The sequence below is a fragment of the Pseudomonas sp. F007 genome, assembly GCF_057814275.1.
Genome location: NZ_JBVATA010000001.1, coordinates 579,927 through 602,717 on the forward strand (window position 1 = coordinate 579,927; position 22,791 = coordinate 602,717).

The window sequence follows — 22,791 nt, forward strand, 5'->3', positions numbered from 1 at the left end:
GACGTCAGAGCAGGTTGATCCCGCGCACAGGCTCGATCTGCGCCCAATGCGAAGTGTCCTCGCGGTGCTGCTGCAGATAGGGCAACACCGCTGCCAGCAACGGCGCCTTGAACGCCTCCTGGAAACGGTGGGCGAGCCCTGGAATCAGTTTCAACTGGCTGCCCTGGATGTGCGCCGCCAGATGAATCCCGTGCATCACCGGCAGCAGCGGATCGGCGGTGCCATGCACCACCAGGGTCGGCACCCGCAGTTGATTGAGCAAGGTAACCCGACTCGGCTCGGCGAGGATCGCCATGATCTGGCGCTTCACCCCCTCCGGGTTGAACGCCCGGTCATAGGACTGCGCCGCCTGCTGCAGCAACGCCTGGCGATCATCAGTGACTTGCGGACTGCCCAGCGCCGCGAGCAAATCGGCCTGCTGCTCCAGCGCCACTTCGCGGTTCGGCGCACTGCGTCGCGAGAGCAATTGCACCAGCGCCGCGTTCGGCGCCGGCAAGCCTTCGGCACCGGAACTGCTCATGATCAACGTCAGGCTCTCGACCCGCTGCGGCGCCATCGCGGCCAGATGCTGGGCGATCATCCCGCCCATGCTCGCGCCCAGCACGTGGAACTGCTCGACATGCAGGCCGTCCATCAAGCCCAGGGCATCGTCGGCCATGTCGGTCAGGGTGTAGGGCGCCGAAACCGGCAAACCGAGCTTGTAGCGCAATGCCTCGAAGGTCAGGTTGGCGCTGGCCGGAGCCTGGCGCCAGGTCGACAGGCCGACGTCGCGGTTGTCGTAGCGGATCACCCGAAAGCCCTGCTCACAGAGCGCCACCACCACTTCGTCCGGCCAGTGGATCAATTGCCCGCCCAGGCCCATCACCAGCAGCAACGCCGGATCCGACGCCCGCCCGATGCTCTGGTACGCCAGGCTGACCTGAGCCAGATCGACGCGCTCGACAGGAACGTCGACGTCGCAACGCGAGGCCGCCAGGACTGGCAGGCCGAACAACAGCGCGGCGAGAAAGAAGATTTTTGAAAAGAAACCAGCACCCATGAAAAAACACCAAAACGCAGAACCCCAGTAGAGCGCGAGTCTGATGATGTTTGTTCAAGCGCGCTGCCACAGTTGCGTGACAGTTTGATGAAGGGCGCCGAACGGTCATGGCTGACCATGACCGCTTACCCTGCTTAGGCCAGCTGACTGCGCAATTGCCGCGCCGCCGCCACCATGTTCACCAGCGCCGCCTCGGTCTCCGGCCAGCCGCGGGTTTTCAGGCCGCAATCCGGGTTGACCCACAGCCGCTCGGCCGGGATGCGCTGCACAGCCTTGGTCATCAGCTTGACCATCTCGGCAGTGTCCGGCACCCGTGGCGAGTGAATGTCATAGACGCCCGGGCCGATGTCGTTCGGGTAATCGAACGCCTTGAAGGCTTCCAGCAACTCCATGTCCGATCGCGAGGTTTCGATGGTGATCACGTCGGCGTCCATGGCCGCGATGGCTTCGATCACGTCGTTGAATTCGCTGTAGCACATGTGGGTGTGGATCTGGGTTTCGTCCCGCACGCCGCTGGCACTCAGGCGGAACGCCTCCACCGCCCACTCCAGGTATTCCGGCCATTGCGCCCGGCGCAGCGGCAGGCCCTCACGGAACGCCGCTTCGTCGATCTGCACGATCTTGATCCCGGCGGCTTCCAGGTCCAGCACTTCGTCACGCAGGGCCAGGGCCAGTTGTTGCGCCTGGACTTTGCGCGAGACATCTTCACGGGGGAAGGACCACATCAGCATGGTCACGGGACCGGTGAGCATGCCTTTCATGACCTTGTCGGTCTGCTGCTGGGCGTAGCTGATCCACTCGACGGTCATCGCCTGCGGACGGCTCAGGTCGCCATAAATGACGGCAGGTTTCACGCAGCGTGAACCGTAGCTCTGGACCCAACCGAACCGGGTGAACAGGTAGCCATCGAGTTGCTCGGCGAAGTACTCGACCATGTCGTTGCGCTCGGCTTCACCGTGCACCAGCACGTCCAGCCCGAGGCGCTCCTGGATCTGCACGGCGTGACGGATTTCGTGGCGCATGGCATCGGTGTAATCGTTGGCCGACAGCTTGCCCTGCTTGAACGCCTGACGCGCCAGGCGGATCGATCCGGTCTGCGGGAACGAACCAATGGTGGTGGTCGGAAAGGCCGGCAACTTCAGGCGAGCGCGTTGCTGTTCAATACGTTTGGCAAAGGGCGAATGACGTTGGCTGTCGGCAGCGGTGACCGCATTGATCCGCTGTTGCACCTCGGCCTTGTGAATCCGCGGCGACTCCGCACGGCTGGCGGCAATCGCCCGGCTCTCGGCCAGCGCGCTTTGCACCCTGGCGGCCTGCGGATCGTTCAAGGCATCACGCAGCACCGCGATTTCGCCGCACTTCTGCACGGCAAAGGCCAGCCAGCTTTTCAGTTCCGGATCGAGCTTGTCTTCGCGCTCCAGATCCACCGGGCTGTGCAGCAGCGAGCAGGAACTGCTGACCCACAGGTTGTCGCCAAAGCGCTCCTGGGCAAATTGCAGCTGCGCCAGCACCGGCTCCAGCTCGCAGCGCCAGACGTTGCGCCCGTTGACCAGGCCGACCGAGAGAATCTTGTAGGTCGGCAGGCGATCGAGCACATGCAGCAGTTGGTCGGGCGCGCGCACGGCGTCGATGTGCAGGCCCTGCACTGGCAGGCCGACCGCCAGCCCGAGGTTGTCCTGCAGGCCGCTGAAGTAGGTCGCCAGGAGCTTTTTCAACGGCGAGTACTGGAGGATGTGATAAGCCCGTTCGAAGGCGCTCTTCCAGGCCTGGGGCAAATCGAGGGTGAGGATCGGTTCGTCGATCTGCACCCACTCCACCCCCTGGGCCGCCAGGCGGCCAAGGATTTCGTTGTACAGCGGCAGCAGGCGCTCCAGCAGGTCGAGCTTGTCGAAGGCGTTGCCCTTGGCCTTGCCCAGCCACAGGTAAGTCAGCGGGCCGATGATCACTGGCTTGACGGTATGGCCCAGGGCCTTGGCTTCCTCGACTTCGTCGAACAGTTGTTCCCAGCTCAGGCTGAACTGCTGATCGGCGTTGAACTCCGGGACCAGGTAGTGGTAGTTGGTGTCGAACCACTTCGTCAGTTCCTGGGCGTATTGCGCCGTACCGTGTTCCGCGCAGCAGCCGGTGCTGGCACCACGGGCCATGGCGAACAGGGTGTCGAGGGTCGGCAGACCGCGCTCGTCGCGGGTGCTGTCGAAACGCTCGGGGATCACCCCGAAAGCCAGCGAATGGCTCAGCACCTGGTCGTACCAGGCGAAGTCGCCGACCGGCAGCAGGTCGATGCCGGCGTCTTTCTGCAACTGCCAGTGGCTGGCGCGTAGTTGCCGGCCAACGCTGTGCAGGGCCTGCTGGTCGAGGTCGCCCTTCCAGTAGGCTTCGAGGGCTTTTTTCAGTTCGCGGTCGGCGCCGATGCGTGGAAAACCGAGGGTGTGGGCCAAAGCCATGGTGAATTGCTCCCTGTAAAAGATGGCCTATTGTCGACAGCCGAGCCATCATGAGACAAACTCAACGTTTTCGTGTTGATCATAAAATTTATTCATGGAGGCCACGGTGCTCGAAATCCGTCACCTGAAGACCCTGCACGCCCTGCGCGAAGCCGACAGCCTGGTCGAAGCCGCCGAACGCCTGCACCTGACCCAGTCCGCCCTGTCCCACCAGTTCAAGGAACTGGAGGAGCGCATGGGCATGCCGCTGTTCGTGCGCAAGACCAAGCCGGTGCGCTTCACCAGCGCCGGCCTGCGTCTGCTGCAACTGGCCGATGCCACACTGCCGCTGCTGCGCGCCGCCGAACGCGACATCGCGCGGCTGGCAGGCGGCACCGCCGGGCGCCTGCACATGGCCATTGAATGCCACAGCTGCTTCCAGTGGCTGATGCCGACCATCGACCAATTTCGCGACGCCTGGCCGGAAGTCGAACTGGACCTGGCCTCGGGCTTCTCCTTCGCCCCCCTGCCCGCCCTGGCCCGTGGCGACCTCGACCTGGTGGTGACCTCCGACCCGCTGGACCTGGCCGGGATCACCTACGTGCCGCTGTTCACTTATGAAGCCATGCTCGCCGTGGCCAACCAGCATCGCCTCGCCAGCAAGCCCTTCATCGTCGCCGAAGACCTGCTCAGCGAAACCCTGATCACCTACCCGGTGGAACGCGACCGCCTGGACATCTTCACCCGCTTCCTCGAGCCGGCCGACATCGAGCCCGCACAAGTGCGCACCTCGGAACTCACGGTGATGATGATGCAACTGGTGGCCAGCGGCCGCGGCGTCTGCGGCATGCCGCACTGGGCGCTGCATGAATACAGTTCACGGGGTTATGTGAAGGCCAAGCGCCTGGGCGAGAAAGGACTGTTCGCTACGCTGTACGCGGCGATCCGCACCGACATGCTCGATGCCCCCTACATGCGCGACTTCCTGCTGACGGCCAAGGACACGTCGTTTTCGACGCTGGATGGGGTCAGTGTGGTGCGTTAGTAGCAGTGGTGAGTTGTTAGCTTCACGCTTCAAGCAAAAGCGTAGCGCGCATGGTTTTAGCTTGCAGCTTGCGGCTTGAAGCTGCTCTCACCGCTTCTGCTAAGGTGATATCGACCATCAAGGATGATCGTCCATGTCGATAACGCAGGTAGCGCAAATACAAATCGCGGGAGCCGTAAGAAATACGCTTTCCGCCGCACGGCTTGGTACCTATGAGGCTATCGCAACCGCTGCGGGCCGAGATGCTGAAGCAGTGGTATCCCTGTACGCCTGGAATGCACTGATTTCTGGTGCGCTCCTCCCCCCGCTTCATCTGTGCGAAGTGGCTATCAGGAATGCCGTATCGCAAGCCTTGGAGGCGCTTTATGGTGTTCGCTGGCCATGGAACCCTACCTTTGAGCGAAGCCTTCCCAGGCAGGGTGGCCCCGGCTACAACGCCCTGAATGACTTGCAGCAGGCTAGAAACAAATCGCCGCCGACTGGCCAAGTGATAACCGAACTCAAATTCGTATTCTGGGAAAAAATGCTCACGAGTCGTCACGATGGTCGCGTGTGGAATCCGCACCTGCTGCGCGTCTTCCCTAACCTGGATCAAGCGAAACCTGTCGCCACGCTACGCCTGGAAATCCACAACGACCTGAAGAAAATCAGGCTGCTGCGCAATCGCATCGCACACCACGAACCGATTTTTCGACGCAATCTGCAGGATGATCTTCGAATCATCACGCGGTTGGTTGAATCGCGATGCACAGTTTCTTCGAGCTGGATGATGGGATTTCAGCAGGTTCAATCGCTGATCGGTGCCAAACCTTTCTGAAACAAAAAAACCGCCAAAAGGCGGTTTGTTTGTTTACTTTCATCTGTCCTCGGGGGGAGGCTTTCGCCCGCAAGTCCCGTGGCTAGTGGGAACAAACATACCTACAAAGCCTAGTCAGGTCAATCAGCACTAACATCGCTCGCAGTTCGAAACCGCTTTTAACGCTTCTGCTCAGCGAGCAACCGAACCGCCAACCCCGCCAACACCGCCCCCATGAAATACCGCTGCACCGCCAGCCACGTCGGGTTGTTGACGAACCACGAGGCGATACCCGCCGCGAACAGGGCGATCAGCAGGTTGACGGTGAAGCTCACGCTGATCTGGGTCAGGCCCAGGGCGATGCTCTGAAAGAAGATCGAGCCGTGTTCCGGATTGATGAATTGCGGGAACACCGAGAGGTAGAACACCGCAATTTTCGGGTTCAGCGCGCTGGTGAAAAAGCCCATCAGCATCAGCTTGCGCGACGAGTCCGGCGGCAATTGCCGGGCCTCGAACGGTGAGCGCGCGCCCGGCTTGACCGCCTGCCAGGCCATCCACAACAGGTACAACGCCCCTGCCCACTTCAACACCTCGTACGCCATCGGCACCGCCAGGAACACCGCGGTCAGACCGGCAGCGGCGGCGAATAGGTGCACGAAGAAGCCTGCGACCACGCCGATCAACGACGTCACGCCGGCCTTGCGGCCCTGGCAGATCGAGCGTGAGATCAGGTAGATCATGTTCGGCCCCGGGGTCAGGACCAGCAACAGCGAGGCAGCAGCGAAGATCAGCAAATCGTGGACAGGAATCATCACGTAATCCTTGTGAATGAACAGTCAGGCCTGGACCTGTAACGAGTTGCAATAGAACGGCAGGATCAGGTCGCGCGTCAAGGGCGCCAGCAGTACCGAAGTCGCTTGCTGTGGGTCGAGCCACAGCACTTCCTCGATCTCTGCTTCAGGGCTGACCGCCTGCTCGATCGGCAACAGGAACACCTCGGCCTCGACGGTGAAACCGGGTTCGTTCGCCGCCGGCGCGGCAAACGCTCCCAAATAACTGGCCTGGGCCGGATCAACGATCAGCCCAAGCTCCTCCTGCAGTTCACGCACCAGGGCCTGCAACGGCTGCTCATGGGCTTCGATCTTGCCACCAGGCTGCATGAACGCCTCGGTGCCACGCTTGCGCACCAGCAACGTGCGGCCATCGGCGGCGATCAACAGGGCGGCGGCGATGCGGATAGTGCGCGCTGAAACAGTCATGGTGGACGCTGGCCTCAAGGCAAAAAAGCGCAAGGATCACATGCGCGTGACAACAGCGCCACCTTCGCTGGATTGCCCCAGCGGCCCGGGTGGGCCAGTATGTCGAGCTAGATGGCATCAGGCCCACGACGCCCGAATGCCCATTGCAGCGCTATCCTCAGGGTGCCCAGACACTTCACTGGCGCTGCACTCCACCGAGTCCGAACCCAAGGAACCCGTATGAGCCTGTCACTCCTGAGCCGCTACGCCTTCTTTGCTGTCTGTGTGATCTTCACCCTCGCCAGCCTGCCCTTTCTCGAATACGACTGGATCTGGCCACTGACCCTGGTCACCGCCGCGCTGAGCCTGCTGGGCATTTTCGACTTGCTGCAAAGCCCCCACGCGGTGCGGCGCAATTATCCGATCCTGGGCAACATCCGCTATCTGGTCGAAGGCATTCGCCCGGAAATCCGCCAGTACCTGCTGGAGTCCGACAGCGACGCCCTGCCTTTCTCACGCGCCCAGCGCTCACTGGTCTACTCACGGGCGAAGAACGAAAGCGCCGACAAACCCTTCGGCACCCTGATCGATGTCTACCAGTCGGGCTTCGAATTCATCGGCCACTCGATGCGCCCGGCGCCGCTGACCGACCCGGACAGCTTCCGCGTGATCGTCGGCGGGCCGCAGTGCAGCCAGCCGTATTCGGCCTCGGTGTTCAACATCTCGGCCATGAGCTTCGGCTCGCTCAGCGCCAATGCCATCCGCGCGCTGAACCAGGGCGCCAAACTCGGCAACTTTGCCCATGACACCGGCGAAGGCAGCATCAGCCCCTATCACCGCGAGCACGGCGGCGACCTGACCTGGGAACTGGGCAGCGGTTACTTCGGCTGCCGTACCGCTGAGGGTCGCTTCGACCCCGAGCGTTTCGCTGCCCAGGCGCAGACTCCGCAGGTGCGGATGATCGAAATCAAGATGAGCCAGGGCGCCAAGCCCGGCCACGGCGGCATCCTGCCCAAGCACAAGGTGACCCGCGAGATCGCCGACACCCGTGGCGTGCCCATGGGTGAGGATTGCGTGTCGCCGTCGCGGCACAGTGCGTTCTCGACTCCGATCGAAATGATGCACTTCATCCAGCAACTGCGTGAGTTGTCGGGGGGCAAGCCGGTGGGCTTCAAGTTCTGCCTGGGTCACCCATGGGAATTCATGGGCATCGCCAAAGCCATGTTGGAGACCGGGATCCTGCCGGACTTTATCGTGGTCGACGGCAAGGAAGGTGGCACCGGCGCCGCGCCCGTGGAGTTCACCGACCACATCGGCGTGCCGCTGCGCGAAGGCCTGCTGTTCGTGCACAACACCCTGGTTGGCCTGAACCTGCGGGACAAGATCAAACTTGGCGCCAGCGGCAAGATCGTCAGCGCCTTCGACATCGCCAGCGTGCTGGCCATCGGTGCCGACTGGGCCAACTCGGCGCGCGGTTTCATGTTTGCCATCGGCTGCATCCAGTCGCAGTCGTGCCACACCAACAAATGCCCGACCGGCGTCGCCACTCAGGACACCCTGCGCCAGCGCGCCCTGGTGGTGCCGGACAAAGCGCAGCGGGTCTACAACTTCCACCGCAGCACCCTCAAGGCGCTGGCGGAAATGCTCGCCGCCGCCGGCCTTGAACACCCTTCACAACTCTCGGCCAAACACCTGGTACGACGCATGTCAGCCACCGAGATCAAGTTGTTCTCGCAACTGCATGTGTTCCTCAAGCCCGGTGAATTGCTGACCGGTGAAGTGAGTGGCGAGTTTTATTCACGGATGTGGCAGATGGCCCGGGCTGACAGCTTCGAGCCCAACGACATCGCCGCCTGACGCGTTATCAACGCCCCGTCGTCGCCGGCGAAGGGCGTCAACATCAAGGAAGACCCCATGCTCAAAGTCATTGCCGAAGACTTCATCCAGCCCGAACACATCGAGACCGTGCGCCCGTGGTACGCCGAACTGGTGGAGAAGACCCGTCAGGAACCCGCGTGCATCGCCTACGACCTGTTCGTCGACCAGCGCGATCCGGGGCATTTCATCTTCATTGAACAATGGCCGGACCAGGCGGCACTCGATGCGCATTGCCAGACCGAGCACTTCCGGCGGTTGGTGCCACAGATCAATCGGCATCAGGCGCGGGACGGTGTGGTGATTTTAATGGACGGGTTCAGGGGTGAGCCGCTGCACGTCTGATACCAGGTCCAGCAGCGAGATCTTCATGGGGCCCGCTCGCAAAACGCCACATATTAAGCGCCAATCACCCTGGACTGACCCGCGGTATCCACCCCTCGAAAGGCATAAAAAAACCCGGTCATCTCGACCGGGTTTTTTCGGTTTTGCCGCGCGACAGGCTTACGCCGTCTGACGCAGCGCTGCCTGCGACTCATTGGTCGGCTGCAGCTTGAAGGCATAGAACAGCACCGTCAGCAGCACCAGGAACGCCGGGCCGACGTACAGCGCGATGCGGGTCTCGGGGAAGTAGGCCATCAGGCCGACTACCAGCACCAGGAACGCCAGCGCCAGGTAGGAGCTGATCGGGTACAGCCACATGCGGTACTTCAGCGCCGCACGCTCGGAAGCGCTCAGGCCCTGGCGGAACTTGAGTTGCGCCAGCAGGATCATCACCCAGGTCCAGATCGCGCCGAAGGTGGCGATGGCGGTGACCCAGACGAACACTTTTTCCGGCACCAGGTAGTTCAGCAACACGCCCAGCAGCAGCGCACCGATCGACAGCAGCAGGGCACGACGCGGCACACCGTTGCTCGAGGTCTTGGCGAAACCGGCCGGGGCCTGGCCGTTCTGCGCCAGGCTGTAGAGCATGCGCCCGGTGCTGAAGATGCCGCCGTTGCACGACGACAGCGCTGCGGTGATCACCACGAAGTTGATGATGCCGGCGGCAGTCTTGATGCCCAGACGCTCGAAGGTCATCACGAACGGGCTGCCCTGGGTGCCGATTTCGTTCCATGGGTAGATCGACAGGATCACGAACAGCGCACCCACGTAGAACAGCAGGATCCGCCAGAACACCGAGCCGATTGCGTTGGGGATGGTCTTCTGCGGGTTCTTCGCTTCACCGGCGGTGAGGCCGATCATCTCCACGCCCAGGTAGGCGAACATCACCATCTGCAGCGACATCAGCACGCCTTGCACGCCGTTGGGCATGAAGCCGCCCTGGCTCCACAGATTGGAGATCCCCAGGGCCACGCCGTCGTTGCCGAAGCCGAAGGCAATCACACCAATACCGCCCAGCACCATGGCGACGATGGTGACGATCTTGATCAGGGCGAACCAGAATTCGAACTCACCGAAGGCCTTGACCGCGATCAGGTTGATCGAACCCATGCTGATCAGCGCCGCGAGCGCCCAGATCCAGCGCGGTACATCGGGGAACCAGATGCCCATGTACACCGCCACCGCAGTGATTTCCGCGACGCAGGTCACCAGCCACAGGAACCAGTAGTTCCAGCCGGTCAGGAAGCCCGCCAACGGGCCCAGGTAGTCTTGTGCGTAACGGCTGAACGAGCCCGCCACCGGGTTGTGCACCGCCATCTCGCCGAGGGCGCGCATGATGACCAGGATGGCCAGACCGCCGATGATGTAGGAGAGCATGATCGCCGGGCCGGCCATTTCGATGGCCTTGGCCGAACCGAGGAACAGACCGACGCCGATACAGGCGCCAAGCGCCATCAAGCGAATATGCCGTTCGCCGAGTTCGCGTTTGAGCGGGCCGCCCTGAGCGGTCTCGCCGTGTGGCTGGTGATTGCCGACTGGCATAGGGGTACAACCTCGTCTTGTTATTGGATATGACCACCGAGTGTCGAAGCACAGACCGATAAGCCTGGGCTTGCTGAAACCGGATCCACTTCGTAGGTAGAACCGTCCTGTAGGACAAAACCTGCAAGATCAGCGGGGGGCGCAGTATAAAAAGCTTGCCGCAGTTATTTTCACTCTATAAACGACAAAATTCAGAAAGAACTCTCGACAAAAAGCCTTACTGCAGAGCTGGAATTACTGTGTTTCATCGTTTTACCACGTGCCAAGCGGCGCGGAGTATTGCACAGCGCACTGCCAGCGTCATGCCCCTACCTAGGCCGTATTTACCCTCTAGATCGCTCTACTACGGGGCTTTCGACGACACTTCCCGATAGCCAGGTCAAAAATTCTACCGTTACAAATTTTTCGCCCCACGCCACCAGCGTCTAAGCTTCAGGCAAGTCCGATCAATCTGCGTGAATGGATCAATCGACTATGGGCGCTCTGTGGCAAACCGATTCGAGTAAACCTGTGGTGCCAACTGAAAGCGTGGACGAAGCGCCTCTACCGAAAAAAAAGCCTCGTGGTCGTTTTGTCTGGCGGTCATTCTGGCTATTGCTGGTGATCATCCTGATCGTGCTGGGGTTCGCCATCGAAAAAGAAGTCCGCACCTCACGGTTCCAGGCCCGTGAGTTCAGCCGCTTTGCTGCCTCGTTGAGTTATTCGATGCACCCGGGGCCCAGCGATTCGATTTTCTATCCCGGTGCCGGCCCGTTCGACAAACGCCTGGGCTACAGCGCCCTGGGTGAATTCCTGCCCCGCCTGCTCAAGCGTGACTACGTCATCTCCGCACAGACCCGCTTCTCGCCAAAACTGCTCGAATACAGCGAAAACGGCTTCTTCGTGCCCTACGCGGAGAAGATCCAGGCCGGCCTGTCGATCACCGACTGCACCACCGCCCCGCTCTATCAATACAAGTACCCGCAGCAGTTGTATGCCGACTTCGCCTCGATCCCGCCGCTGGTGACCCACAGCCTGCTGTTCATCGAGAACCGCGACCTGCTCGATCCCAAAGAGCCGAAGTCCAACCCCGCCGTGGACTGGCCGCGCTTTGCCAAGGCCGCCTGGTCACAGGTGGCGAAGTTGCTCCACCTGCCCGGCCAGACCGCCGGCGGCAGCACCCTGGCGACTCAACTGGAGAAGTACCGCCACTCCCCCGACGGCCTGACGGTGTCGGGCGGGGAGAAAATCCGCCAGATGATTTCCGCCAGCGTGCGCGCCTATCAAGCCGGGCCACAAACCCTCGCTGCCCGGCAGAACATCGTGCGTGACTACCTCAACAGCGTGCCCCTGTCGGCGGTGCCCGGCCACGGCGAAGTGCACGGCATGGCTGAAGGCTTGCGCGTCTGGTATGGCGCCGACTTCAACCAGGTCAACCAGGCGCTGGCCAGCGAGGCCAGCGACCCGCAGAGCCTGGCACAACGCGGCCTGGCCCTGCGCCAGGTGTTGTCGTTGATGATCGCCCAGCGTCGCCCCTCCTATTACCTGACCAAGGGCCGCGACGACCTCGCCGACCTCACCGACAGCCACATCCGCCTGCTGGCACAGAACGCGGTGCTCAGCCCGGCGCTGACCGCTGCGGCGCTGGCCAGCAAGGCAACGTTCCGCGATTGGGTGCAGCAACCGACCATCCAGCCGATTGAAACCAACAAAGGCATCAGCGTTGCCCGCAGTCGCCTGGCCTCGATGCTCAATCGGCCGCTGTATGACCTCGACCGCCTCGACCTGTCCGCCACCAGCACCCTGCAGGGCGATCTGCAAACCCAGGCCAGCGACTACCTCAAGCGCCTCGCCGACCCGGCCTTCGCCACCCAGATCGGGCTGATCGGCGAACGCCTGCTGACTCCCACCAGCACCGCGCAAGTGCGCTACAGCTTCACCCTGCTCGAGCTGACCGACGACGGCTCGCGGGTGCGGGTGCAGACCGACAGCACCGACCAACCCTTCGACATCAACGAAGGCAGCAAGCTCGAACTGGGCTCCACCGCCAAGTTGCGGGTGCTCACCACCTACCTGCAAATCATTGCCGAACTGCACGACAAGTACGCCAACCTGACGCCGGCCGAACTGAAAAAAGTCGAGATCGCCGACCAGGACCGCCTGAGCCGCTGGGCCGTCGACTACCTGATCCAGAACAACGACCGTAGCCTGGGGAAAATGCTCGGCGCGGCACTGGATCGCAAATACTCGGCCAGCCCCGGCGAAGCCTTTTTCACCGGTGGCGGTTTGCACACCTTCCACAATTTTCGCAAGGAAGATAACGCTCGCCTGCCGACCCTGCGCGATGCGCTGCGCGAGTCGATCAACCTGCCGTTCATCCGCCTGATGCGCGACCTGGTGCGCTACTCCACCTACTCGGGACCGGACAACAGCGGCCAGTTGCTCAAGGACGACATCAACCCGCGGCGCCAGGAATACCTGGCGCAGTTCGCCGACCGTGAAGGCACCTCGTTCCTGCTGAAGTTCTGGAAGAAGTACCAGAAGAAAGACACCCAGGCCCGGCTCGACACCTTCCTCGACAGCATGCACCCGACCGCCATGCGCCTGGCCGCCGTGCACCGCTACCTGCTGCCCGAAGCGCCGCAAGAGAGCTTCAATGCCTTCGTGCGCTCGCACCTCAAGACGCTCAAGGACAAGGACAAACTCACCGACGAACGCCTCGAGCGGCTCTACGCCAGCTATGGCCCCGGCGCCTACGACCTGCCCGACCAGGGCTTCATCGCCAAGGTTCACCCGCTGGACCTGTGGCTGATCGGCTACCTGCTCAAGCACCCCGATGCGACCTTCAGCGAGATCGTCAAAGCCAGCGTGTTCGAACGCCAGGAAGTCTACAGCTGGCTGTTCAAGAGCCGGCACAAGAGCGCTCGCGACAGTCGCATTCGCACCATGCTGGAAATCGAAGCCTTCCTCGACATTCACCAACGCTGGCAGAAAGTCGGCTACCCGTTCGATCACCTGGTGCCGTCGCTGGCCACTGCCATCGGCAGTTCCGGCGACCGCCCGGCCGCGCTGGCGGAGCTGATCGGCACCATCCTCAACGACGGTGTGCGCATGCCAACCCTGCGCATCGACAGCCTGCACTTCGCCGCTGACACACCCTACGAAACCCACCTGACCAATGATCCGGATGTCGGCAAACGGGTGATGCCGTCCGAGGTCGCCACCGCCCTGCGCGAAGCCCTCTCGCAAGTAGTGGACGCCGGTACCGCCAAACGGGTCGCCGGCAGCTTCAAACTGCCCGACGGCACACCGCTGGCCATGGGTGGCAAGACGGGTACCGGCGACAACCGCATCGAGGCCATCGGCTCCGGCGGACGGATTCTCAGCTCCAAGTCGCTGAACCGCACCGCAACCTTCGTGTTCTACATCGGCGATCACCACTTCGGCACCCTGACCGCCTTCGTGCCCGGGCGCTCGGCGGAAAACTTCAAGTTCACCTCGGCGCTGCCGGTCCAGGTACTCAAGGGCATGGCGCCGATTCTCACGCCCTATCTGCAACCCGGCACCCACACTTTGTGCCAGCCCGACACGCGCACGGCAGGCCGCTGAACCCACCCTCCGCCGGTGGCTGTAACTATATGTTTTTCAGTCTCTGTTTCTGGAGGTTTCCAGGGCTGATCAGGGCTTTTCAGCCCCATTTTTTGCGCTTTTTTCCAGGCACCTGTTTACCTAGTCTGATCGCTCCACTCCTGATCATTGGACGATCACGCCATGAACACGCCCACACTGGCGACCGCAGGATCCGAGGTCCCGGTCACCGCTTCACCCGCTAAAAGCATTCATCATGAAACCGTCAGCCAGCTCCTCCCGGACTGGCTGCGCACGACGTCGCCGGCGCGGGTCAACGCGCTGAAAAAGGCCAGGATCGAAGATCCGCACTGGCACAAGAACGCTGGAACCAGCGCTCGCCAGGGCTTGCGAGACGCCGTCGAACGCAACTGGGCCGCGCAGAATCAGGTGGATAGCGCCCTGCGCGATCTGCAGGACGTCTCGACCTTCGCCAAGGCCCAACTGCAAAACGCCCTGAAAGAACGCTTCGGCATCGAAGACGATGTCGAGCAGACCTGGCTGCACCTGTACGTCCCGGTCAAGAGCGCCTGGTGGGTTGTTGACCACTCCGGGGCAACCACCAGCCGTTTCATCTCGATGCTCGACGCCGCGCTGCATAACTTTTCCGCCGACGAGGTGTTTCACCCGGACTCCAACTTCATCACCCGTCCCGACGCACTCCAGCATTACACCGAGAAAAATTACCGCGCCAGGTTGAGCCTCGAACAGTTCAAGGCGCTGTGCCGCGAACTGGACATCGGTGCGCGCTACCAGCAGCACTTGAAAGATCATTTGCTGCCTACCGATAAAGCTGCGAGCAATGTCCTGCGCAACAGCATCATCCTCAGCCAGAAAAGTGCACTGAACGTCGCCGCGCACATGGCACTGATGAAAAAGGACATCGACCAGGCGGCCTTTACGGTTATCCAGGGCATGCTCGATGAACGTTCCGGACTGCAATGGCAAGGCCAGGCCGTCGGTTATCACAACCTGCAAATGATGGACACGCAGCTGATCGGGATCGTCCTGATCGCCGCCGACTCGCTCACCGCCACCGGCCCGCTGCCGGTGCTCGACCCGACGAGCCCTCCTGCCGCTGCCCAGACGCTGCCGGTGATCGCCTACGTGCCCCACGACCCGGAGCATCCGCTCAAGCAATACCCGTCGTCCTTGGCGTTCATGATCGAGCTGACGCGCCAGTTGCGCGATGGCGGCTCGGGCAACAGCTATCAGCAATTCTTCAGCCAGTTCGTGCCCCAGCAGCAGCGCGGGCATTTTTTTGCCGGGCTCAACGACCGCCTGAGCCAGATCAAATGGCAGCCGGTGCCGCCCAGTTCGAGCCTGCCGACCTGGCGCGAAACCCCGCTGGACAAGCCCAACCTGGAATTTCGCGCGGTGAAGATTCAGGACGATCGCGAGACGGTGTTCAAGAAAGACCTGTGGGCCTACTTCTATCGGCAGAAGCTCAACAAGATTTTCAACGACGCCCGGGAACTGGCGATTTCCACTGAATACGTCGACCGCATGGCGCGCTGGGCCTGGTGGGACAACCTGGAAAAAATCCTCTCGGACATCCTCAACGTCGCGGTCCTGGTGGCGACGCCGTTCGTACCGGGCTTGGGCGAACTGATGATGGCCTACACCGCGTTCCAACTGACCTACGACACCCTGGAGGGCATCGTCGACCTGGCGGAAGGACGCCTGGCCGAGGCCGGTCTGCAGATCCTCGGGGTGCTGGAAAGTGTCGTGCAACTGGGCGCGTTCGCGGCGGCGGGCGCGGTCGGCAGCATTGCCCAGACCCGACTCTCGCCCTTCTTCGAAGGCCTCAAGCCGGTGCAATTGGCGAACGGCGAGACGCGCCTGTGGAACCCCGATCTGACCCCGTATCAACAGTCCAACCTGGCGCTCGCCCCAGATGCACGACCGGATGCCCAGGGCATTCACCTGCATCAGGGCCGACGTATTGTGCGCATCGACGACCAACCCTTCGAAGTGCTGGAAGATCCGGTCACCCAACAACAGCGCATCCGTCATCCACAGCGCCCCGATGCCTACGCACCGACCCTGCGCCACAATGGCGAGGGTGCCTGGGTCTGTGAGACTGAAAACCCGCGGGACTGGCAAGGCTCGACCCTGATGCGTCGCCTGGGTCACAGCACCGATGGTTTCAGCAACACTCAACTGGAGCAGATCCGGCAGATCAGCAGCACCACTGAAGCCACGCTGCGCCGGGTGCATGTGGATAACACGCCAGCGCCACCGCTGCTCAGCGACAGCCTGCAACGCCTGGCGACTCCGGCGATTGCGCCGGCTGCGCTGTCTGCCGAGGCTGCGCCGCTGTTCAACGATTTTCCGGAGCTGCCGGCGACTGTGGCAGAGAAAATCATCGCCGGCGCTAGCGAGTCCGAAAGCCAGCGCATCGAGCAGGAAAAACGCCTGCCCCTGCGCCTGAAAACCCAGGCCCGCGAGCTGCAGTTCGAAACCCAGGCGGTGCGCGCGGCCCAGGGCTTGTACCCGGGCGCGGCCGTGACAGTCGACACCGAGCGCCTGGCGCTGGGCACGCTCCGAATCAACAGCGACACCTTCGGCAACCTGCGGGTGGAAGTGCGCCAGTCCACGTTCGCTGGCGAACTGAGGTGCAGCGCCGGGCCCGATGATGCAGCCCGGGTCCGGGTGTTGATCCGCGACGACGCCGGGCAGTATGCGCTGCGCGATGGCGAGGGCCAGCCGCTCGACGACGCCGATGATTTCATCCCGGCGCTGCTGCAGGCCACTCAGGACAACGGGCAAAACGTCCTCGGCTACAAACCCGGCGATGCCGAAAAGTTCAGGCAATGGCTGCTTGCCAAATCAGAGCCACCGAGCGAACGCCGGACCCTGCTCGCCAGCGCGCCGATCCGCCCGGTCGCCGAGCCTGCGACGCTGCTGCTGGTGCGTGGCGGCGGCTACAGCAAGGAAGGCATGACTCTGCACGAGCGCATCTACGACCTTCACCCGCATTTCAGCGAGGCAGAGGTCAACCGGTTCGCCGCGGCCCTGACCGAAAAGGGCGAGCCCATGCAAGCCATTGAGCAACTGGAGAACGACCTGAAGGAACTGCAGGTGATCCTCAATGACTGGGAGAACGCCCAGACCCCGACATGGGGCCCAGACCCGCAGGGATTCCTGCGAGGAGGTGGCAGGCGCATCGCCGATGGTCTGATCGACTGCTTCAAGCGCACAGGAACCGAACTGGGCAATCGCACCGATCCGCTGCACTACAGCCTCGACCTGTCCAGCGAGTTGCTGCCTTTGAACCTGGATACCTGGTGGTCGCAGCGTCCGCGGCTGAGCAAGTTCCTGGAGAAAGTCAGCCACCTGAAACTCGACAACACGCGCTTTTCCGCCGAGACCAACGGCTTGTTGAAAGACTTCCCCAACCTGCGCGAACTCAGTGCCAGCGGCTGCGAGCTGACCCGCCTGCCGGAAGGTATCGGCAACCTGCAGCGGATCGAGCGCCTGCGCCTGAGTGACAACCAGATCGTCCTGGATGAGCCGAGCGTAAAAAAGCTCAAGGACCTGACCTACCTGGAAATCCTGCGCCTGGATAAAAACCCTCTGGGCCAATCCGTGGACATTTCCCGCATGCCGCGTCTGAAAGTCGTGGGCCTGCGCGACACCGGCAGCCGCACCTGGCCCCAAGGCACGTTCAATAAACCCAGGCCGCGCGGTTTTCTCCTCGACCTGCGAAACAATCCGATCAGCCAGATTCCCGAAGTGGTCCCCGCCTCGGCCGATGCCTGGGTGATCGCACGCACCCGCCTGGACGTCGGCCGCCTGACGGACTTGAACCAGGTGCACTACCAGCAGTACCGCCGCTCGCTTCAACTGCCACAAGAGCCCGTCGAGTCCCTGGACAGCCAGATCGAGGAAGTCCTCGCCAATTACAGCGACGAACAATGGAACGATGTGCCGGGCTGGGGCGTCAGTCGAGCCACCATGCGCGCCGAACTGGCCCATGAACCTGGGGCCGTGCCCTTCCTGGCCCGGTTGTATGAAAACCAGATCAACGCCGCTGACACTCGCGCCGGCGGCCAGGCAGAAGCTCAACTGGTCCAGCGCACCTGGCGCATGCTCGATGCCGTGCACATCGACAGCGCCCTGCGCGAAAAACTCTTCACCATGGCCGTCGCTCCGGTGGACTGCGCCGATGCCGGTGCGCAATTGTTCAACAGCATGGGGGTGCAGGTACTGGTGTCCGAGGCCTACTCGTACTCCGTCAGCCCGGCAGAAGTGGAACAGAAGCTGGTGTCCCTGGCCAAAGGCACGGCGCGGTTGGCGTTCGTCAACGAAATCGCCCGCGCCGACGTTGCCAGTCGTGGGGGAAATCCGGACGACGTGGAGGTCTATCTGGCCTATCAGACCGGCCTGGCCGATCGCCTGGACCTGCCCTGGCAATCCAGGCGCATGCTGTTCCGCCCCGTTTCCGGGGTCACTGACGCGATGATCGACCAGGCCTTTGACACCGTGCTGGACCTCAGCGCAGGCGATGGCCTGGTGGACCGCATGCTGGAGCAGGACTTTTGGCAAAATTACTTGAACGAGCACTATCCGGTGCGCATGGAGCTCAACAAACAACGGTATCAGGCGCTGGCCGACCAGCTGGAAACCTTGCGCACCACCCAGCGCGAGTGGACTCAAGCGTCATCGGATAGCCAGCGCGCCGAATTGCGCGCCCAGCTCAGGGCACTGACCCGCGACCTACCGGTGCCGGACACCGTGGTGTTTGCCGATCAGCCGTTCAGCGATGCCACCTACGACCGTCTGCTGGTCGACCTCGGCGATGAAGAGAAAGCCCTGGCGCGACGCCTGACCCGCGAAGCCATGAAACGCGCAGGTCTGTAACCACGAGTCGATGACCGTCCACCTGACGGCGATGCATGCCGTCAGGTTCAAGGTCGTGCCGGCTTACATCTCCGAATCCCAGATCACCGTGACATCGCCGGCATATTGCCTGGGCAACCCAGGCGCCAACAGGTAATCGAAGCGCTCGACTTCAAAGTGCAGCATGCCCGGCTGACGGTCCACAAAATGCCCGGGCTGAAAAATCACTGCCCCGGATTCGGTCAGCAGTTCCTGGCGGCTCACCGGTCTGCCGAGCTGATCGGTCAAGCCACCCGGCAAACTCACACTGACTTTCAAAGGGAAAAACAGGCGATTCCCCGGGTCAGTCAAATGGCAGACCCGGCCATCGGAGCGCGAGCACTGCAAAAACATCTTGAAGCGCGAGCTGGCGGAAATATTGAAGGTCTGGTCGCGGTACAGCCGCACCGGTTTGCGCCCGGCCTGCAACCAGCTCTGCCAACCGCCGCTGGGGACCAACTGGACCTTGTTACCGCCCGGCGGCACCTCGACCCTCAACTCATGCACCACGTCGAGCAGAAAATCCAGGACGATCACGTCGTCAGTGGGTTCCATGACATCGCCCAGATCAAAGTCACGCCCCGGCCCCACCCGCATTACGTGCTGTGCGGTGTATTGCCCCGCGGGCATTTTCAGCGGATCTGGGGTTCTCAATTGGTAGGTGATGTCGAAGGTTTCGTACTTGAATGGCTGGGGGATACTGAACACCGCCCGCTTGGTGCAAGCCCCTGCATTCTCCGGATGCTTCCAGAAACTGTTGAAACCGATGTCGTTGCCGGCACCGCCCAGGCCGGCGCAGGGAGGCCCGGCATAACTCCAGATTCCACCCTCCCAGAGATAGTTATGCCCCAGCCCGTCGGTCAATTGCGGCGCCGGTTTGGGCAGCCTGTAGGCCACCCCCATGCCGGCCACCCGAAACTCCACGACCTGCGGCGGCGCCGTGGGATGAGACAGGGTGATGGTTTGCCATTGCGATGGAATGTTGAACATTGCCCCTCGGCGCGGGTTGCTGTGCCCGCCCTGGATCGTCGCGTTGGACCATGATTGAATCGGCAGGCGCAGGCTGAACAACTTTTCATTGGCGCATTGTGGTGGGTTGTCCAGGCAGAAGCCGCTGGTGGGCGTCATGTTCTCGAACTGGTTGAACAGCGGGTTGGCCGGGTTGGGTTTGAAAATCGCCCGGATCTGCTGGTTGACCGCTGCGGCAGACAGCGGCAAGCACGCGGACAACGCCAGCAACAGGGTAAAGACGCTCTTCATCGTGATGGATATTCCTGAAGTCTTGATCACTCATTCCCCCTCAGCTACCGGCTGGCGCCGCCGCACTGAACATCAGATTGACGCTGCCGTAGTAAGTCCCCGGCTTGTAGCCGCCGGCCGGCACCTTGGGCTCGATCTCCAGGGGAAAGCGCCCCCCAGCCATGGCTTGCGCAGCCGACACCACCTGGCGGGCCTTGGGGTCGTGGCTCAGTTCCTGGCCGTTGAAGCTGACGCGCAAATAGATGTTCTGCTCGTCCCGGCCGTTGAACAGAAAAGGCTCGGCCTCCAGCCGGGCCTCGATGGCACTGGTGTCGTGCTTGACGTCGAAGTTCTTGCGCAGTCCTCCCAGGCGCTTGGTGGCAGGGTTCCAGGGCAAGGCCTGCTCGAGATGCAGCCAGTTGGCTTCCGCCGGCAGCACATAAAAGCTCAGGGCCGGAATATCCACCGACACCTCGAAGGTGTGCTCTTCGCGCGCTGCGAACGCCTGGGCACTCATCAGCGTCATCACGCCCGCACAGACGGCCATGGTCGTTTGCTTGATCATGTCAGGTACCTGTTGCCTCAAAAAAAGCCGCGAGCCGGGAACACCGGCTCGTCCCGGGTGCGGTTATTGGCTGGCCACACGCAGCGCTTTCTTATCGGCGCCTTCGACCAGATTGAAACGGTATTCGCGGCCGGGCTTCTTCTCGAATTCGAACGTCTTGCCCGCCAGCACATGGTGCTTGGTGGTTGGCTCGCACTCGGTTTCGTTGCTGCGCGAACAGTTGCGAAACTCATCGACCACCACCACTGTGTTGCCGTTGTTGCGCAGCCGGTACAGGCCGGCGCTGTCTTCGATCGCAGTGTCGAAACGGCTGTTTTTCGGTCGGACAAAAAACACCGTGCCGAACCCGGTCATCACGTTGACCCCCGCCGTCAGGGTGTCCTTGTAGGCTTCGCGTTCCTCGCTGGAGACGGCGAACTCGTCCTCCTTTTCCGGCACCACCGGGACGAAGCGCACGCGGAAATAGCGCTCAGTGTCGCGATTGCCCATCAGCAACAAGCGCGTGCCCTGCACGCCCTTGGACGGCACGATCAGCCGCGCGGGGCTTGCCATCAAGCCGTCGCGGCCGCTGCCATCGGCCTGGGTCGCGACCGGTATCTCGCGGTGACCGCCATCGGCGTCATAGATGATTTCGAGGATGTTGACCTTGACGAACGCGGTGCTGTCGCCGCTGTTGTACACACGCTTGAGGTAGGTGCTCTTGTCGCCGTCCAGATAGTCATACACCGTGCCGACATTGATCTGCGGCCCAGCCTGCAGCGCCATCGAAAAAACACTCGAAACCAACAATACCCACAGTCGTTTCATACCCTTGAACCTCATGACATTGAATACAGGACCGGCGCGGCCCATCAGACTTCCGAATCCCAGATCACCGTGACCTGGCCTCGGTACACAGGCCCGACGCCCGGCTCCAACATGAAGGCCATCTGGTCTGGCGGCACTTCGAAGTGCAGCACCCCCGGCGCGCGGTCGACATAGAAACCCGGCTGGAAATACAGGGCGTTGGCCGCGCCGGAGCGCAGGCGCATTTTCCGCACAGGCTGCCCGGCCATGTCGGTCAGGCCGTTGGGCAGGCTGACGCCGACCCGCAACTCCACCCCGCGCCTGGCGACGCTGTCGCGCAGCTGACAATCGTAAAGAAAGGAGCTCTGCTCACACTCCATGTACATCTTGAAGCGTGATGACGCCGAGATATTGAAGGTCTGGTCACGCACCAGCCGCACCGGCTTGCGCCCGGCGTGCAGCCAGCTCTGCCAGCCACCGACCGGCACCAGCTGGATCGCCTCGCCGCCGGGGGGGATGTCGACTTTGAGGGTGTGTTGAATGTCGAGGGTGAAGCTCAGGGTCAGATTGGTATCGTTCGGCACCATCACATCGCCCATGTCGAAGTCACCGCCGGAGCCGATTCGGTAACTCAGATCCCCGGTGTAGACGCCCGATGACATCTTCAGCGGGTTAGGTGTCTTGAGCTCATAGGCGAAATCCAGGTAGTGATAAGCCATGGACGGAATGGTAAAACTGGCGGTCTTGACGCAGGCCCCTTGAACCGGGGTCTTCCAGAAAAAGCTGTATTGATTTTCGCCGTACAGTCCGACACCACTGTAGTCACACGGAGGTGCTGCATATACCCAGCTATAGCGGGGGCCTCCCCACAGGTTCTGATGCCCTTGAAGAGTTGTCGGGGCCCCCGTCAACTTCATGGCCGTGTCACTCAGCACATATTGGGAACCGATACCTGCAATACGCACTTCGACGGTTTCTGTTTCTCCGGTGGCGCTGTTCATCACCGACAATGGACGCCACTGAGCTGGCACGCTGAACATGGCGCTGTCTCGCGGTAATCCATTGGGTTGCATGGCTCTCACGGAGTCAAACCGCACCGGCAGGCGGATACTGAACATTTCCTGCTGCTCACATTCGGCGGGCTTGTCGGCGCAGTAACCACTGACCGGTGTCTTGTTGATGAACATATTGCGATGCGGAAAAGCCGGATCAGGCGAAAAGGTCGCCCTGATTTCCTGGACAATCGCCTCGGCCGGGCTCACGGCAAACACCGCCCATAACCCAAGCCAACGGCCACAGCGTCCGAGACCCGGCGCAAAAATCGTCGGATTCATGATTGCACTCCATTAAGAATCGACAGGGCAGCCAT

The 22,791-nt window shown here is 62.0% G+C and carries 15 protein-coding genes; 6 read left to right on the forward strand and 9 right to left on the reverse strand.

What is annotated here, in order from left to right:
• Nucleotides 1-4 precede the first annotated feature (4 nt).
• Both ACZYR5_RS02790 and metE read right to left on the reverse strand, forming a co-directional pair.
• Nucleotides 5-1,039, reverse strand: a complete 1,035-nt coding sequence (locus ACZYR5_RS02790; RefSeq protein ID WP_489088004.1) for an alpha/beta fold hydrolase — start codon at nucleotides 1,037-1,039, stop codon at nucleotides 5-7.
• A gap of 134 nt (nucleotides 1,040-1,173) precedes the next feature.
• Nucleotides 1,174-3,483, reverse strand: a complete 2,310-nt coding sequence (gene metE / locus ACZYR5_RS02795; protein ID WP_489088003.1) for a 5-methyltetrahydropteroyltriglutamate--homocysteine S-methyltransferase — start codon at nucleotides 3,481-3,483, stop codon at nucleotides 1,174-1,176.
• 106 nt (nucleotides 3,484-3,589) lie between these two features.
• Here metE and metR point away from each other — a divergent pair, with 106 nt between their 5' ends.
• Together metR and ACZYR5_RS02805 are read left to right on the forward strand one after the other, a co-directional pair.
• A complete protein-coding gene (gene metR / locus ACZYR5_RS02800) occupies nucleotides 3,590-4,507 on the forward strand; it encodes a transcriptional regulator MetR (protein WP_489088002.1) in 918 nt (305 codons plus the stop codon).
• Nucleotides 4,508-4,640: 133 nt separating this feature from the next.
• Entirely contained in the window at nucleotides 4,641-5,324 is a 684-nt protein-coding gene (locus ACZYR5_RS02805) for a hypothetical protein (RefSeq protein ID WP_489088001.1), read from the forward strand.
• 158 nt (nucleotides 5,325-5,482) lie between these two features.
• Here the strand turns inward: ACZYR5_RS02805 and ACZYR5_RS02810 are convergent, their stop codons facing one another.
• Together ACZYR5_RS02810 and ACZYR5_RS02815 are read right to left on the reverse strand one after the other, a co-directional pair.
• A complete protein-coding gene (locus tag ACZYR5_RS02810; RefSeq protein ID WP_489088000.1) occupies nucleotides 5,483-6,115 on the reverse strand; it encodes a LysE family translocator in 633 nt (210 codons plus the stop codon).
• A 24-nt stretch (nucleotides 6,116-6,139) separates the two neighbouring features.
• Nucleotides 6,140-6,562, reverse strand: coding sequence for an NUDIX hydrolase (locus ACZYR5_RS02815; RefSeq protein ID WP_489087999.1), 423 nt, complete (start codon nucleotides 6,560-6,562; stop codon nucleotides 6,140-6,142).
• Nucleotides 6,563-6,781: 219 nt separating this feature from the next.
• Here ACZYR5_RS02815 and ACZYR5_RS02820 point away from each other — a divergent pair, with 219 nt between their 5' ends.
• Nucleotides 6,782-8,398: an FMN-binding glutamate synthase family protein gene (locus tag ACZYR5_RS02820; protein WP_489087998.1), complete on the forward strand. Its 1,617-nt coding sequence runs from the start codon at nucleotides 6,782-6,784 to the stop codon at nucleotides 8,396-8,398.
• A gap of 57 nt (nucleotides 8,399-8,455) precedes the next feature.
• Entirely contained in the window at nucleotides 8,456-8,761 is a 306-nt protein-coding gene (locus tag ACZYR5_RS02825) for a putative quinol monooxygenase (RefSeq protein WP_489087997.1), read from the forward strand.
• Between the two features lie 159 nt (nucleotides 8,762-8,920).
• Here ACZYR5_RS02825 and ACZYR5_RS02830 read toward each other — a convergent pair whose 3' ends face one another.
• The gene (locus ACZYR5_RS02830; protein ID WP_489087996.1) at nucleotides 8,921-10,342 is read right to left on the reverse strand and encodes an amino acid permease; all 1,422 of its coding nucleotides are present in this window, start codon (nucleotides 10,340-10,342) and stop codon (nucleotides 8,921-8,923) included.
• A gap of 474 nt (nucleotides 10,343-10,816) precedes the next feature.
• Between ACZYR5_RS02830 and ACZYR5_RS02835 the strand changes: the two genes are divergently transcribed.
• On the forward strand, nucleotides 10,817-13,930 hold the full coding sequence (locus ACZYR5_RS02835; RefSeq protein ID WP_489087995.1) for a transglycosylase domain-containing protein: 3,114 nt from the start codon (nucleotides 10,817-10,819) through the stop codon (nucleotides 13,928-13,930).
• Nucleotides 13,931-14,092: 162 nt separating this feature from the next.
• Nucleotides 14,093-18,814 (forward strand): dermonecrotic toxin domain-containing protein, encoded by a 4,722-nt coding sequence (locus tag ACZYR5_RS02840; protein WP_489087994.1) that lies wholly within the window; start codon nucleotides 14,093-14,095, stop codon nucleotides 18,812-18,814.
• Nucleotides 18,815-18,877: 63 nt separating this feature from the next.
• Here the strand turns inward: ACZYR5_RS02840 and ACZYR5_RS02845 are convergent, their stop codons facing one another.
• From ACZYR5_RS02845 to ACZYR5_RS02860, 4 genes are all read right to left on the reverse strand, one after another.
• Nucleotides 18,878-20,092: a hypothetical protein gene (locus tag ACZYR5_RS02845; RefSeq protein WP_489087993.1), complete on the reverse strand. Its 1,215-nt coding sequence runs from the start codon at nucleotides 20,090-20,092 to the stop codon at nucleotides 18,878-18,880.
• A 40-nt stretch (nucleotides 20,093-20,132) separates the two neighbouring features.
• Nucleotides 20,133-20,636, reverse strand: coding sequence for a CS1 type fimbrial major subunit (locus tag ACZYR5_RS02850; protein WP_489087992.1), 504 nt, complete (start codon nucleotides 20,634-20,636; stop codon nucleotides 20,133-20,135).
• Nucleotides 20,637-20,699: 63 nt separating this feature from the next.
• Nucleotides 20,700-21,443 (reverse strand): molecular chaperone, encoded by a 744-nt coding sequence (locus ACZYR5_RS02855; protein WP_489087991.1) that lies wholly within the window; start codon nucleotides 21,441-21,443, stop codon nucleotides 20,700-20,702.
• 44 nt (nucleotides 21,444-21,487) lie between these two features.
• The gene (locus ACZYR5_RS02860) at nucleotides 21,488-22,756 is read right to left on the reverse strand and encodes a hypothetical protein (protein WP_489087990.1); all 1,269 of its coding nucleotides are present in this window, start codon (nucleotides 22,754-22,756) and stop codon (nucleotides 21,488-21,490) included.
• Between the last annotated feature and the right edge of the window lie 35 nt (nucleotides 22,757-22,791).

What these genes read in the sequence shown, in the direction of transcription:
- ACZYR5_RS02810 (WP_489088000.1), bottom strand. Translation starts at nt 6,115, where the DNA reads ATGATTCCTGTCCACGATTTGCTGATCTTCGCTGCTGCCTCGCTGTTG.
- ACZYR5_RS02825 (WP_489087997.1), top strand. Translation starts at nt 8,456, where the DNA reads ATGCTCAAAGTCATTGCCGAAGACTTCATCCAGCCCGAACACATCGAG.
- ACZYR5_RS02805 (WP_489088001.1), top strand. Translation starts at nt 4,641, where the DNA reads ATGTCGATAACGCAGGTAGCGCAAATACAAATCGCGGGAGCCGTAAGA.
- ACZYR5_RS02860 (WP_489087990.1), bottom strand. Translation starts at nt 22,756, where the DNA reads ATGAATCCGACGATTTTTGCGCCGGGTCTCGGACGCTGTGGCCGTTGG.
- ACZYR5_RS02830 (WP_489087996.1), bottom strand. Translation starts at nt 10,342, where the DNA reads ATGCCAGTCGGCAATCACCAGCCACACGGCGAGACCGCTCAGGGCGGC.
- ACZYR5_RS02790 (WP_489088004.1), bottom strand. Translation starts at nt 1,039, where the DNA reads ATGGGTGCTGGTTTCTTTTCAAAAATCTTCTTTCTCGCCGCGCTGTTG.
- ACZYR5_RS02855 (WP_489087991.1), bottom strand. Translation starts at nt 21,443, where the DNA reads ATGAAACGACTGTGGGTATTGTTGGTTTCGAGTGTTTTTTCGATGGCG.
- ACZYR5_RS02840 (WP_489087994.1), top strand. Translation starts at nt 14,093, where the DNA reads ATGAACACGCCCACACTGGCGACCGCAGGATCCGAGGTCCCGGTCACC.
- ACZYR5_RS02815 (WP_489087999.1), bottom strand. Translation starts at nt 6,562, where the DNA reads ATGACTGTTTCAGCGCGCACTATCCGCATCGCCGCCGCCCTGTTGATC.
- ACZYR5_RS02835 (WP_489087995.1), top strand. Translation starts at nt 10,817, where the DNA reads ATGGGCGCTCTGTGGCAAACCGATTCGAGTAAACCTGTGGTGCCAACT.
- ACZYR5_RS02850 (WP_489087992.1), bottom strand. Translation starts at nt 20,636, where the DNA reads ATGATCAAGCAAACGACCATGGCCGTCTGTGCGGGCGTGATGACGCTG.
- ACZYR5_RS02820 (WP_489087998.1), top strand. Translation starts at nt 6,782, where the DNA reads ATGAGCCTGTCACTCCTGAGCCGCTACGCCTTCTTTGCTGTCTGTGTG.
- ACZYR5_RS02845 (WP_489087993.1), bottom strand. Translation starts at nt 20,092, where the DNA reads ATGAAGAGCGTCTTTACCCTGTTGCTGGCGTTGTCCGCGTGCTTGCCG.
- metE (WP_489088003.1), bottom strand. Translation starts at nt 3,483, where the DNA reads ATGGCTTTGGCCCACACCCTCGGTTTTCCACGCATCGGCGCCGACCGC.